Origin of the sequence: Streptomyces sp. MspMP-M5 (assembly GCF_000373585.1) — a bacterium.
Classification (GTDB): Bacteria; Actinomycetota; Actinomycetes; order Streptomycetales; family Streptomycetaceae; genus Streptomyces.
This window is the reverse complement of record NZ_KB891866.1, coordinates 1-12,534: the sequence shown is the minus strand read 5'-3', so window position 1 is coordinate 12,534 and position 12,534 is coordinate 1. Positions and strand designations below refer to the sequence as shown.

Here is a 12,534-nt window from a genome sequence, read left to right as displayed (position 1 = left end):
GTGCGGCCCGACGCAGAGGCCATCCCCACGGCCCGCGGGATGTACGCGATGGGCCGCGACGGCACCCTCGGCCGGGTGTGGACCCGGCTCCACCCGCGCCATCGCATCCCGGCCGCCGGCACCCTGCTGATCACCGCGATCGCCGTCGTCCTCGCCGCGCTGTCGCTGGTCATCACCACCGTCGGCGCGCTGATCTCCGCCGCGGTCAACGCCATCGGGATCGTGGTCGCGCTGTACTACGCGCTCACCGCCGTCGCCGCCGCGGTCCGCTTCCGCCCACTGCTGCGCACCGCGCCCGTCGAGGCGCTGCGGGTGGTCGTCGCACCGCTGCTCGGCGCGCTCGTCCTGCTCGCCGTCGGCGGCTGTCGCGCCTGGGACTTCTACCGTTCGGCGGGCCACTTCGAACTCGCCGCAGACAACGGCTGGTTCGAGCTGTCGGCGGTCGCGTTCATAATCGTCTCCGGTCTGCCGGCCGCCGCATGGGCCCGCTGGCACCGGCGCGCCCCGTACTTCCTGCCACGGACCGGCGAGGATCTTCCTGTACCCCCGAGCGACTGACCACCCACCGACCCCGCCCCACCGACCGCCCCACACGCCATATCTGCCCCGCCAACCGCCCCACACGCCACACTCGCACCGTCCCGCCAACCCGACTGGAGAACCCCTCATGCCCAAGGCCGACCTGGTCTTCACCCACGGCCCCGTACACACCGGAGACCCCGCCCGCACCCGGGCGAGCAGCCTCGCCGTCACCGGCGAGCGGATCACCGCCGTCGGCCACGACGAGGTCCGGGAACTGATCGGCCCCGGAACCGAAGTCGTCGACCTCAGTGGCAAGTTGCTGCTGCCCGGCTTCCAGGACGCCCATGTCCACGCCGTCTTCGGCGGCCTGGAACTCGCCGAGTGCGACCTCACCGGAACGACCGGCGTCGAGGCGTACCTGCGGCGGATCCGCGAGTTCGCCGACGCCCACCCCGAGCGGAGCTGGATCACCGGCGGCGGCTGGTCCCTGGAGAGCTTCGCCGGCGGCCTGCCGACCCGCCAACTCCTCGACTCCGTGGTGTCCGACCGCCCCGTCTACCTCCCCAACCGCGACCACCACGGCGCCTGGGTCAACACCCGCGCGCTAGAACTGGCCGGCCTCACCAAGGACACCCCCGACCCGTCCGACGGCCGGATCGAGCGCGAGAGCGACGGCACCCCCAGCGGCGTCCTCCAGGAAGGCGCCACCGCCCTGATCACCGGGCTGATGCCGCAGCGCACCGCCGACGACCGGCTGGCCGGCCTGCTGCGCGCCCAGGAACTGCTGCACTCCCTGGGCATCACCGGCTGGCAGGACGCCCTGCTCGGCACCTTCCACGGGCAGTCCGACCCGTCGGACGCCTATCTGGCCGCCGCCCGCGCGGGCACGCTGACCGCCCGCGTCACCGGCGCGCTCTGGTGGGACCGCGCCCGCGGCGCCGAACAGACCCCCGAACTGACCGCTCGGCGTGCAGAGTTGACCCACGGCCGGTTCCGCGCCGGCTCGGTCAAGATCATGCAGGACGGCATCGCCGAGAACTTCACCGCCGCCATGACCAGCCCCTACCTCGACGCCTGCGGCTGCGCCACCACCAACACCGGCCTGAGCTTCGTCGACCCGACGGCACTGCGCGAGCACGTCACCGCACTCGACGCACTGGACTTCCAGGTCCACTTCCACGCCCTCGGCGACCGCGCGGTCCGCGAGGCCCTGGACGCCGTCGAGGCGGCCCGCACGGCCAACGGCCGCCGCACCGCCCGGCACCACCTCGCCCACCTCCAGGTCGTCCACCCCGACGACCTGCCCCGTTTCGCCCGGCTCGGCGCCATCGCCAACATCCAGCCGCTCTGGGCCGCCCACGAACCGCAGATGGACGAGCTGACCATCCCCTTCCTCGGCCCCGAACGCGCCGCCTGGCAGTACCCGTTCGCCTCCCTGCTCCGGGCCGGCGCCACCCTCGCGGCCGGCAGCGACTGGCCCGTCAGCAGCCCCGATCCACTCGCCGGTCTGCACGTCGCCGTCAACCGCAGGGAGCCCGACGCCACCGACGACCGGATCTTCCTCCCCGAGCAGCGCCTCGACCTGGCCACCGCCGTCGCCGCCTACACGGCCGGCTCCGCCCACGTCAACGGCCACGACGACACCGGCACACTCCAGCCCGGCCACCTCGCCGACCTGGTGGTCCTCGACCGCGACATCTTCACCGCCCCGCCCGAGGAAATCGCCCGGGCGAAGGTCCTCCAGACATACGTCGGCGGAATCCGCGTCTTCACGGCAACCGACTGACCCCGAACGGCACCGGCTGCCGGCCCCGCCCCTGCCACCCGGCAGCCACGCCCCTCCCCTTTCCCTCCCCCTCATCCCTTCGACAGGCACGATCGGCCCGGAACTGCTCTGCTGGATTGCGGGGACCATCGCGCCCCACGCGGGAGTGATCGACATGCCGACACACCGAAATCCGCAGGTCAGCACCGATATGCGGGGCAGCGCTCAGATGCCGGTCAGCCCGAATATTCGGGTCAGCGCCGATATTCGGGGCACCGCTGAGACGCGCGTCGCCGCCGGCGGCAGACCGCCGGAATCACATGCCGTGACCGCCCCCGCCCCCTCCCTCACTCTCGATCGCCCCGGACCTGACCCATGACCACCGCACGGGACCTGATGCTCACCGCGTTGGACGTGGCGCCCGGCCGCCCCCCGGAACAAGGCAACCTGTCCCTCGCGCTCGCCGGCGCCGAGGTCATCGACCTCCTCGAAGCCCAGGCCGTCACCCTGGACGACGAGCGCATCCTGCCGGGCTACCACCCCACCACGGACGACCCCCTGCTGGACCAGGCCGCGGCATCACTGCGCCGCGAGCCGCCGTACGAGTCGGTCGACGACTGGCTGTGGCGCCGGGGCCGCGGCCTGTCCGGGGCCTATCTGGCGACACTGGAGGCCGAAGGGCTGCTCAGCCGCGAGCGCCGGCGCGGGATCCCCTTCCGGGGCGGCCACATCCTGCTGGCCGACTCCCCGGCCCGGCGCGCCGCGGCCGGGCGCCTGACCTCGGAGGAGCCCGTCCTGACGGCCCTCGCCACCGCCCTCGGGCTCGGCAGAGCGGACACGGGCGCCACCGCCGACTCCCCCAGCGTGGACGACAACGGCGTGGACACCGTAGTCGCCGCCGTCCACAACGCCCTGATGCAACTGGAGGGCCTCCGCCAACGACGCGCCATCGAGCAGGCCGCCTTCGACAACATCTGGCGAGGCGACTGAACCGAGGCTGCGGTCCGGGTCCGTCTACGCGGGACGAACCCGGACCGCAATTGCCCACGCCCCGGCTGCAGCCCCAAGGCCAGTCCGATTGGGCCGGGCCGTTGCGGATCAGGATGTGCCCGACAGGCCAGTCAGCCACCCAGCGAACGCTGTCTAAGCCCGCGGCTGCGTGAAGCGAATACGGTTGCCGAAGGGGTCGCGAAGGCCACAGTCGGTTCCGTAGGGACGGTCGGTGGGCTCCTCGGTGAACTCCACGCCCCGGCCCAGCAGCGTCTCGTAGGTCTTGCGGCAGTCGTCCGTGGTGAAGATGAGCCAGCCGCCCATCGCCCCCTTGGTCACCAGCTCCCGGACCTGCTCCGCCGTCTCCTCGGACATCGCCGGCGCACCCGGCTTCTCCAGCAGGATCTGGCGCTCGGGGTGTCCGGGGACGCTGACGGACAGCCAGCGCATGAAGCCCATGTCGACGTCGGCGGCAACCTCCAGGCCGAGCTTGCCGACGTAGAAATCGAGGGCCTCGTCCTGGTCCAGGACGTATATCTGCGAGTGCGTGATGGCGTTGAACATGTCCCTCACGCTACCGAGCACACTGGACGAAAACTTATCCAAAACTGATCACTAGTCGGCGCACGCTCCGCACACAGGGCCCACGGCCGACCCGGACGGTTACGAACTCGGCCGCGTCCACGCCATCGTGAAACAGGTAGGCACGCCCATCGCCGGCGTCTGCTTGCGGTACTCCCTCGGCGACCGGCCGACGATGGCGTGGAAGGTGCGGCTGAAGGTCCCGGGACTGTTGAAGCCCACCTCGAAGCTGATGTCGGTCACACGGCGATCGGTCTCCCGCAGCAGGAACATCGCGCGTTCGACCCGACGACGCTGCAGGTAGCGGTGAGGCGTCTCACCGAACGTGGCCCGAAAGACGCGCGAGAAGTGCGCCTCGGACACATGGGCGATCCTGGCCAGGGCCGTCACGTCCAGCGGCTGGGCATAGGCACGGTCCATCGCATCCCGCGCCCGAAGCATGCGACGGTTGCTCTCCTCTACAGCGCGACTCACGACGGCCATCACACCACAGCCCTGCAACTACGAAGCACGGGGCCGTAACCGCTCCCCTCGGACGAGCCCCTCGACTGCGCCACCGAGCGCGACGAAGACCAGCAAAGCCTGCCCCGAGCGCGTACCGTCAGCAGCTCCACGGATGCCGTCAAGCGGACAAACGGGCAGTTCGGCGGATACAGCCGCCTCGGCGAGGTGCACGGCAACCGCCCCCCGTGATCCCATGCGCCCTGTCGTCCCGGGCTGGCTGTGGTGTACGTTCTTTGCCCGACCGAGCAGGGGAGATCACCTATGGCTGACCGACCCTATCCCTACCGATCCGCGCTGATCACCGGCGCTTCCAGTGGTATCGGCAGCGCCATGGCGCGGCAGTTGGCCGCCCGCGGCGTCACCCTGACGCTCGTCGCCCGCCGAGAAACCCTCTTACGGGGCCTCGCCGAGGAACTACGGCAGGCCCACGGCATCAAGGTGGACGTACTGCCGGCCGACCTCACCGACCCCGAACAGCTGGCACAGGTGGAGTCTCGCCTCACCGATACCGACAGACCGATCGAGCTTCTGGTCAACAACGCCGGTTCGGGCGGCGCCGGCGTCTTCGCCAACCTTCCGATGGAACGGGAGGAGACCACCCTCCGCCTGAACAACGAGGCAGCGCTGCGGCTCACCAGGTGCGTCCTGCCGCTCATGCGCGGCGAAGGCCATGGCGGCATCCTCAACGTCTCTTCCCTGACCGGTGAGTTGCCCTCGCCGTCGCTCGCCACCTACGCCGCGACCAAGGCGTTCCTGACCCACTTCTCGGAGACCCTCGCCATCGAGAACCGCGGCTCGGACATCCACATCACCGCACTCCTGCCGGGCCTGACCAAGACCGACTACTTCGCGTCGAACGACCTGGCCGCCGCCCCGGTGCCGGGCTTCTTCTGGTTGGAGGCGGACAAGGTCGCCGCCGCCGGCCTCAAGGCCGTCGCGGCAGGCACCAGGCGATGTGTGCCCGGCGTCCCGTACAAGGCCGCGGCCGCCCTCCTCCACATCACTCCCCCACCCCTCAAACGCAGCCTCGGCCGCTACCTGTGGCACCGGTGAGACCAGCCCGCTCGACCGAACGCCTGGGACGGACTCATTCCTTGTGCGATCCCCACGCCCCGGCGACCGTCCACACCCCAACCCCTCAGGCGGTCGTCTGTGCGTCGCCGGCCGGGCCTGACCGCCGTCGCCGCTGTTCCTCCATGTCGACCGCCGCGCCAGTCTCCGTGCTGGCACCCGCACCGGTGCCCGCACCGGCGTCGACACCGGCATCGGCGTCGGCATTGGCCCCGGCCAGGATGCTTTCAATGGCTGCGGTGATCGCGGGGACGACCGTGGTCATCCGGGGGCGCCAACCAGGCACCGCATTGACTTCGCAAACCGTGTGGCCACCGTCGGCGGTGAAGAGCAGATCGACCCCGGCAAGGGTCAGCCCGAGCGTCCTGGCCGCCCGGACTGCCAGGGCCTCCCCCTCCGGATAGCGGCCCAGGCACAGTTCGGCAGCGGCGCCCCGGGCGAGATTGGACGTCAGGGACCCGTCGCGGGAGGAGCGGACCTGCGCCGCAACCGGCTCCCCGTCCACGACGATCACCCGCAGATCCCGGCCGTGGGACGCGGCTACGTACTCCTGCACGATGAGCGGCACGTCCTGGGCGAGGCTGCCCGACAGCGACGTCAACATCCCCTTGTCGGGGACGAGGAACACATGGGCACCGTTCCGCCCGTTGACGGTCTTCAGTACGCACGGCGCCTCCACCTGAGGACTGCGCACCACACCCCCGAACGGCGCGGTGGCGTACGACAGGGAATCGGGCACCGGCAGTCCGGCCGCGGCCAGCTCCTGGAACTGCCAGATCTTGTTGCCGCACAGCTGGTGGGCGTCCGCCGAGTTGATCAGTACGGCGCCCATGTGCTCCAGGTGCCGAAGCAGGGTCAGCTCACGGTGCTGCGCCATGGAACCAGGCGTCTGCCGCACCACAACCACCTTGGGCGGCGGAACGTCCTGTCCCCCCAACGTCTGGAGCACCAACCGACCGTCCCGCACCCCGAAGACGAACTCATCGGAATGCCACACGGCGAACCGCGGCCCGTACGTCCGCTCCAGGGCTTCGCTCAGAGCCTGCGTCGCCCGCATCAACGGCGCAGGGTGTTCCCGTGCCAGCACCCAGACCTCTGCTGGTGCGTCGATCACCGACGGCATCCCTGCTCCTCTTCCTCCGCACTACCTTCAGCGCCTGCACTACCTTGACTGGCCTGAGCGCCCTCGCTGCCTTCAGCGCCTGGCTGTCCTCGGTGCCTTGCTGTGATCAGCAGCTTGGTGACTTCAGTGCCTTTGATGACTTCAGTTCGTTTGGTGACTTCAGTGCTTTGCTGTCTTTCGTGTCCAGCCGGCCGACCGTTGGGAGCCGGAAAGATCCTCTCCCTCGCTCGAACGGCGAAAACCCGAACCGGCCACAGGCACCCGACCGTGACGACTGCGACAACTGCGACGTCTCCGAGAGTATCGGTGGACGCCGCCCCGCGTGGCCTGGCATGACCTGGCGTGCCCTACCTGCCCATGAACCCTCACACCCACACCCGCGTGGGCCGGCGGCGACGTCAGGCATCCTGCGAGGCAGCAGCCTGTTCTCTCGCGGCAACGGCCTGCCTCGAGGTCAGCCGGCTCCGCGTCAACTCCTCTGCTCAGCGGACGAGTTGGTCACTAGTCGTCATCGCGCAACGTCCGGACCTGCGACCGTATTCCCCACCCGCGTACCGGGTCGGCGCACCCCCTCGGGAGTACCCCTCCCGCGGCCCCCCTACGACCCTATGACTGATATGCCGCGGAAATCTGGCCGACCAAGGCCGCGAACGGCATGCCGAGGGCAGCGTAATGATCACCCGCCTCAGGTGCAGCGTTGCCGGGCCAGGGCCTCGACCAGATCTACCCCTCCGAACGCGGCCTGCTCAAGATGGAGGCCGCCGCTACACGTCTGCGCGTCTGCACGTCTCACCAGGCGCTCCACAGAGGATCCTCCTCACACGAGGAACGATCCTTCGTCGGAGCGCCAGGCAAGCAAGCCCTGCACCAACACGGCAAGTGACCACCGGCCATAGGGCGCCTCCCACCCCGATGCAGCTCTCGTTCCCAGAGTTCCGCTACGAACACGATGACGAAGACGATGCCGCCGCCCGGAGCACGAGGGCCTGATCAGAAGTCGACGCGCTCGCTGTCGTCGATGCGGGCCACGGACTCCTGCTGGAACCGCTTGTCGTATGCGGCGCGGATTTCCTGGATCTTGCTGTTGTTGCGGCGCGCCTCACCCGTCGGGTAGAGGAGCGTGACCTTGTACGAGCGCTCACGCTCGATCTTCCCATGCGAGTCGCGGTACTGGCCGTAGCTGTTCTCGACCGTGAGGCCGGCGGGAAAGCGCGGCGTGATGAAGGTGTCCACGAAGGCACGGAACTCCTTGTCGGTCACCGGCGCGCCGCCGTTCGGCTTGGCGGTGCCGAAGAGGAGCTCGGTCTTGATATACGGCTTGCCCACGGCGGCCACGGATGCCGATGCCTGGGACGGACTTGTGCTCTGGTCATCCAGGGCTGCGTACGCAACGGAGCCGCTCGCGCCGAGGAGCGTGGCAAGGAGTGCGACAACCACAATGCGGGTGCGGGAGGCGAACTTGAGAGACACGGACACGATTCCTTCCGATCCTATTTCCTCTTGACAAGGCTTCAGGACCGTAACGAACGGGCGCGCCCAACGCACCGCGTCCGACGGCCATTTCACCCTGCAGTGTCCGGATGGAGGCGCTTGCATCCCCACTTGGTTCGGCGAGCAGCCGAACGAGTTGCCAGTCTTCGCCACCCAATTGCCTGGGCGGGCCGTGTGGTCAATCGCGCATGGGTAGGGCGAGAAGCGGGCTGAGTTCCGTATGGTGACGACGGTCCCGAAAGCGTAGACGCCCACGGCCCAGACCCAGCGGCCGCGCATCCGGCGGGCAAGCGGGGCGAACGGGGCGGCGGCGACGGCGAAGCCCGCCAGGTGGTCGCTGGTCGACAGGTACGTGGTCGGTGGTCGGTGGTCGTCCACCACTCGTGAGGCCGACTGCGCCGAATCCCATTGCCATGGCACCGGCGCGCGCGCATCCTGCTGGAATGCGCTTCTCCCTCAACATCCCGAACTTCGGCGACTTCGCCGACCCCCGCACCGTCGCGACCGTGGCCACCGCCGCCGAAGAAGCCGGCTGGGACGGGCTCTTCGTCTGGGACCATGTACTGCACCGACAGCACCAGGGACGCCCCTTCGGAGACCCCTGGATGCTGCTGGCCGCTGCCGCACTGGCGACCTCCCGGATCCGGCTCGGCCCCCTGCTGACGCCGGTCCCCCGCTACCGTCCGCAACAACTCGCCCGCCAAGTGGCCACCCTGGACAACCTCAGCGGCGGCCGGGTGATCTTCGCCGCCGGCCTGGGCGGTCCCATCGAGGACGAGTACCGCAGCTTCGGCGACACCGCCGAACCCCGCATCCTCGCCGAGCGGTTGGACGAGGGACTGGAACTGCTACGGCGCTTCTGGTCCGGCGAGCCGGTGAGCCATCACGGTCGGCACTACGACGTTCGAGACGTGACGCTGCTGCCTGCCACGGTGCAGCGGCCCGGCCCGCCGGTGTGGATCGGAGGGTTCTGGCCGCGCCGTTCGCCCATGCGGCGGGCAGCGCGGTGGGACGGCGCGGTGCCGCTGTTCGAGACGGCCAGGCATGGACATGTGCCTGACGTGGCGGAGGTACGGGAACTGGTCGACTACGTACGCAGGCACCGTACGGCCGAGGCCAGCCACCCCTTCGAATTCGTTCTCGGGGGCGTCACGTCACCGGACCCGGCCAAGGCCAGGGACGTGATCGGCCCGCTGCACGACGCCGGCGCCACCTGGTGGGACGAACGTCAGATCCAGACCGGCCCCGACCTGGACCGCCTGGCCCCGGTACTGCGCCGCATCGAAGCAGGCCCGCCGGTGCTCTGACCGTTCGAAGGCGCCCCGGCTCGCCGGTCACAGCGTTCCGATGGGTGGGCCGGCCGCTGTGGGCGGCTCAGGCATCCTGCGGGTACCAGCGCAGTTCCACGGTGTTGCCGTCCGGGTCCTGCACGTAGAGGGAGATGGCGGTGCCGCGGGCGCCGAAGCGTTCACCGGGGCCGTCCACCACGGTGAAGACGCCGGAATCGACGACCTGCTGCCAGTCGAGGGGTTCGACCACCAGGCAGATGTGGTCGACGTTGGAGCCCTGCGACCGCTCGTCGGGTGCCTTGATGAGATCGATGATGGTGGTGGGGCTCACCCGCACGGACGGGAACGGGGCCTTGCCGGCCCGCCATTCCTCCACCCGCACCGGGTCCAGTCCCAGCGGGCCGGTGTAGAACGCCAGCGAGCGCTCGATGTCGGCGACGTTCAGAACGAGGTGGTCGAACGCGATCACACGCATAGGTCTCTCCACAAGGTCGCGGCGCCGGAGCGCCGGTGATGGTCGTACGACGGGCCACGGACGTCAACCTCCCAGGCCCGAGCAAGCCCCCGGTGACTAGCTGCTGGCCGTCACGGTCCGCCGTTGGCTTCAGCATCGCCCGGCAGGCGTCGATCGGTCCAACACATGCTCGTCATCGATATCCATCGTGTTTCATCATGGATCCATGGACCTGCAGCAGATGCGTTACGTCGTCGCGGTGGCGGAAACCGCGAGCTTCACCCGCGCCGCCCAGCGGTGCCACGTCGTCCAGTCCGCGCTCAGCCACCAAGTGGCCCGGCTGGAGAAGGAACTGGGCGCCAGACTCTTCGAGCGGACCAGTCGCCGGGTACAGCTGACCACCGCCGGCGAGGCGTTCCTGCCCGCCGCCCGCCAGTCCCTGGAAGCCGCCGAACGGGCCCGCGCGGAAGTCGCGGCATCCACCGGCGAGATACGAGGCACACTGACCGTCGGCTCGATCCCCACCGTGGCGGCCGTCGACCTCCCCGCAGTACTGCGGGACTACCGCCTGCGCTACCCCCAGGTCCGCATAAGCCTGCGGGCCGGATCCAGCGAACGGCTCATCGAGCGGGTACGCGACGGCCACCTGGACGCGGCCTTCCTCGGCGTACAACCCGGATTCCAACCCCACGGCGTCCATGACCGGGAACTCGCTCACGGACAACACGTCGCCGTGGTCGCCCCCGACCACCCCCTGGCGACCCGACACGAGGTGGACCTGCGTCGCCTCGCCGACGAGACCTTCGTGGACTTCGCCGACGGCAGCGCCGCCCGCGCCCAATCGGACCAGGCATTCACCACCGCCGGCCTGCGACGCGAAGTCGCCTTCGAGGTCTCCGGAGTGGAGCTCATGGCCCGCATGGTCCGCCACGGACTGGGCATCGCCCTCCTGCCCGCAGCCTTCGCCGCCGAACTCCACGGTCTACGAACCGTGCCAGTCACCAACGGACCGCAACGCGTCGAACACCTCATCTGGAGCCGGTTCCCCACCTCACCCGCCGCCTCCGCCTTCCTCACGCTGCTCGGCATCGACACACAATCCTCGACCGCATGACTGCATGCCCGCATGACGCATGACCGCGCGCCGCACGACGCCCGCAGGGACCACCTGACGCACCACCACCGAACCCGGCCCAGGCACAGCACCGGCACCGGCACCGGCACCGGCACCCACCTCAGAGCTGGCGCCCAGCAGCGTAGGTGGTCAGCGCAAGGCGATGAGCCCTGCGTCGGTTGGCCGAAATCCGCAGGCATCGAAGTAGAAGGGACGCAGATGTTCCTCGAAGTCGACATGGAGCCATTCGCAGTCCGCCGCACGGGCCTTTCGCGCCGCCGTCGCCACGAGTTCGGTTCCGACACCGGAATTACGCATCTCCTGAGCAACCATCGCGTCGAGAACGAAGGCATGGACGCCGCCGTCCCAGGCGACGTTCACAAACCCTACGAGCCTGTCGGCTTCCCGCGCGCAAACCCAGCCGAGGCTATGACGGTGCAGCCGTGTCTGCCAATCGACCGGCATCTGGACGTGCCCGAACGCCTCAGCGTGGAGGGCGTTGACGGCCGCGTTTTCAAAATCACCGCGCCACTCGTACGTGATCACCATGCGCCGCATCGTAGGTCGCGCGATGCCGGTCCGGCCTTGCCTTTTCCACCGGCAGCCGTAGCGTCAAATGCGTAGACCGACGAGGGCGCCGAGGTTTGTCTCGTAGCCCCCTCCTTGGTCGGTCTCGGTGCTTGTGTCCGCCGCCGCGGCAGAAGCCGCTCCCAACGAGAACAGGACAGCCAGCAGCGGAACTGCGACGAGCCGAAGGAAGCGGCGACTAGGCATGAAACCTCCTGAAGTGCATGAATAAGCAGAAAAGGAATGCCCATGCTTACACCACACATTTGATGCGCCACGGCTCTTCAGCAGATCGAGTGAAGCGATCGTGTCCTGCGTAGGCCATTGCCCTCGACTGGCCCTCTTCACGGAACACTCCGCCACCTCACGTCACGTCAGGACGTTCAGGCGGCCTTCGTCCGATCCTTTGCTTCGTCACAAGGCCACAGGAAGAGGACGAAGGCCGTAGCAATGAGTGTCGGGGCTCCGCCCGTCCTACGGGACATGTTCGCGGGAGCGCCACGCTTCCGAGTGGAATTGCACGGGCGCCTGACCGCCCGAGGCGACGTGTTGTTCGAATTACGCGAGGTCGTGCCTGCGCCCGTACTCGGAGCCGGGACGGTGGCCGGATCTTTGAGCGGCGCCTGTCGTCGAGGAGCAGCCGTGGCGCGGGATTCGGGGCATCGACAGCCCGGCGAACGGGGCGGCGTTCTGGATGTCGTCGGGGCGGCAAGCGCGCCGTGCCGGGCTCTCCAGCAGCGCATTAGCCATGTGTTAGCGGAACGCCAACCCGGTGCTCGAAGCTCATTGTCGTCCGGGAACGAGACGAGCGAACGACCAGAGCACACCAACGGGAGGAATCTCAATGATTGTGTCAAGCCGCCTGCGTGACCGGTGGGGCGGAGGTGAAGAGCCTCTTGTCGCGCAGCATCGCCCAGAGGACGTCGACCCTGCGGCGGGCGAGTGCGAGCAGGGCCTGGGTGTGCAGCAGTCCTTCGGATCGTTTCTTGAGGTAGTAGTCGCGGGAGGGGCCTGGTCGCATCATTGCCGTCTGGGCGGCCATGTAGAAGATGTGCCGCAGGC

12 protein-coding genes and 1 pseudogene are annotated in these 12,534 nt (G+C 69.1%); 6 read left to right on the top strand and 7 right to left on the bottom strand.

The annotated features are described in order from the left end of the window. From B073_RS39265 to B073_RS0106325, 3 genes are all read left to right on the top strand, one after another. Window positions 1-558: a hypothetical protein gene (locus tag B073_RS39265; protein WP_018537246.1), complete on the top strand. Its 558-nt coding sequence runs from the start codon at window positions 1-3 to the stop codon at window positions 556-558. A 109-nt stretch (window positions 559-667) separates the two neighbouring features. Beyond that, window positions 668-2,308, top strand: a complete 1,641-nt coding sequence (locus B073_RS0106330; RefSeq protein ID WP_018537245.1) for an amidohydrolase — start codon at window positions 668-670, stop codon at window positions 2,306-2,308. 354 nt (window positions 2,309-2,662) lie between these two features. Next, on the top strand, window positions 2,663-3,277 hold the full coding sequence (locus B073_RS0106325) for a GOLPH3/VPS74 family protein (RefSeq protein WP_018537244.1): 615 nt from the start codon (window positions 2,663-2,665) through the stop codon (window positions 3,275-3,277). A 153-nt stretch (window positions 3,278-3,430) separates the two neighbouring features. Here B073_RS0106325 and B073_RS0106320 read toward each other — a convergent pair whose 3' ends face one another. Together B073_RS0106320 and B073_RS0106315 are read right to left on the bottom strand one after the other, a co-directional pair. Next, window positions 3,431-3,841, bottom strand: coding sequence for a VOC family protein (locus B073_RS0106320; RefSeq protein ID WP_018537243.1), 411 nt, complete (start codon window positions 3,839-3,841; stop codon window positions 3,431-3,433). Window positions 3,842-3,940: 99 nt separating this feature from the next. Beyond that, window positions 3,941-4,333, bottom strand: a complete 393-nt coding sequence (locus B073_RS0106315) for a helix-turn-helix domain-containing protein (RefSeq protein ID WP_199788110.1) — start codon at window positions 4,331-4,333, stop codon at window positions 3,941-3,943. A gap of 291 nt (window positions 4,334-4,624) precedes the next feature. Between B073_RS0106315 and B073_RS0106310 the strand changes: the two genes are divergently transcribed. Continuing rightward, window positions 4,625-5,416: an SDR family NAD(P)-dependent oxidoreductase gene (locus tag B073_RS0106310; protein WP_018537241.1), complete on the top strand. Its 792-nt coding sequence runs from the start codon at window positions 4,625-4,627 to the stop codon at window positions 5,414-5,416. 85 nt (window positions 5,417-5,501) lie between these two features. Here B073_RS0106310 and B073_RS0106305 read toward each other — a convergent pair whose 3' ends face one another. Next, window positions 5,502-6,557 carry a RimK family alpha-L-glutamate ligase gene (locus tag B073_RS0106305; protein WP_018537240.1) on the bottom strand — a complete coding sequence of 352 codons (1,056 nt, stop codon included), beginning with the start codon at window positions 6,555-6,557 and terminating at the stop codon, window positions 5,502-5,504. Window positions 6,558-7,547: 990 nt separating this feature from the next. Continuing rightward, the gene (locus B073_RS0106300; RefSeq protein WP_037811065.1) at window positions 7,548-8,027 is read right to left on the bottom strand and encodes a DUF3574 domain-containing protein; all 480 of its coding nucleotides are present in this window, start codon (window positions 8,025-8,027) and stop codon (window positions 7,548-7,550) included. Between the two features lie 464 nt (window positions 8,028-8,491). Between B073_RS0106300 and B073_RS0106295 the strand changes: the two genes are divergently transcribed. Then, complete coding sequence (locus B073_RS0106295; protein WP_018537238.1) at window positions 8,492-9,355, top strand: LLM class flavin-dependent oxidoreductase; 864 nt, start codon at window positions 8,492-8,494, stop codon at window positions 9,353-9,355. A gap of 67 nt (window positions 9,356-9,422) precedes the next feature. Here the strand turns inward: B073_RS0106295 and B073_RS0106290 are convergent, their stop codons facing one another. Then, complete coding sequence (locus B073_RS0106290; protein WP_018537237.1) at window positions 9,423-9,812, bottom strand: VOC family protein; 390 nt, start codon at window positions 9,810-9,812, stop codon at window positions 9,423-9,425. Window positions 9,813-10,017: 205 nt separating this feature from the next. Here B073_RS0106290 and B073_RS0106285 point away from each other — a divergent pair, with 205 nt between their 5' ends. Next, window positions 10,018-10,905 carry a LysR family transcriptional regulator gene (locus B073_RS0106285; RefSeq protein ID WP_018537236.1) on the top strand — a complete coding sequence of 296 codons (888 nt, stop codon included), beginning with the start codon at window positions 10,018-10,020 and terminating at the stop codon, window positions 10,903-10,905. A 150-nt stretch (window positions 10,906-11,055) separates the two neighbouring features. Here B073_RS0106285 and B073_RS0106280 read toward each other — a convergent pair whose 3' ends face one another. Beyond that, window positions 11,056-11,454: a GNAT family N-acetyltransferase gene (locus B073_RS0106280; RefSeq protein WP_026247116.1), complete on the bottom strand. Its 399-nt coding sequence runs from the start codon at window positions 11,452-11,454 to the stop codon at window positions 11,056-11,058. 871 nt (window positions 11,455-12,325) lie between these two features. Then, window positions 12,326-12,534 (bottom strand): annotated as a pseudogene (locus tag B073_RS39260) (IS110 family transposase); the annotation flags it as partial.

Bases quoted from the DNA above. Each gene is read 5' to 3' on its own strand.
- B073_RS0106330 (WP_018537245.1), top strand. From the start codon at position 668: ATGCCCAAGGCCGACCTGGTCTTCACCCACGGCCCCGTACACACCGGA.
- B073_RS0106325 (WP_018537244.1), top strand. From the start codon at position 2,663: ATGACCACCGCACGGGACCTGATGCTCACCGCGTTGGACGTGGCGCCC.
- B073_RS0106320 (WP_018537243.1), bottom strand. From the start codon at position 3,841: ATGTTCAACGCCATCACGCACTCGCAGATATACGTCCTGGACCAGGAC.
- B073_RS0106310 (WP_018537241.1), top strand. From the start codon at position 4,625: ATGGCTGACCGACCCTATCCCTACCGATCCGCGCTGATCACCGGCGCT.
- B073_RS0106305 (WP_018537240.1), bottom strand. From the start codon at position 6,557: ATGCCGTCGGTGATCGACGCACCAGCAGAGGTCTGGGTGCTGGCACGG.
- B073_RS0106295 (WP_018537238.1), top strand. From the start codon at position 8,492: ATGCGCTTCTCCCTCAACATCCCGAACTTCGGCGACTTCGCCGACCCC.
- B073_RS0106290 (WP_018537237.1), bottom strand. From the start codon at position 9,812: ATGCGTGTGATCGCGTTCGACCACCTCGTTCTGAACGTCGCCGACATC.
- B073_RS0106285 (WP_018537236.1), top strand. From the start codon at position 10,018: ATGGACCTGCAGCAGATGCGTTACGTCGTCGCGGTGGCGGAAACCGCG.
- B073_RS0106280 (WP_026247116.1), bottom strand. From the start codon at position 11,454: ATGGTGATCACGTACGAGTGGCGCGGTGATTTTGAAAACGCGGCCGTC.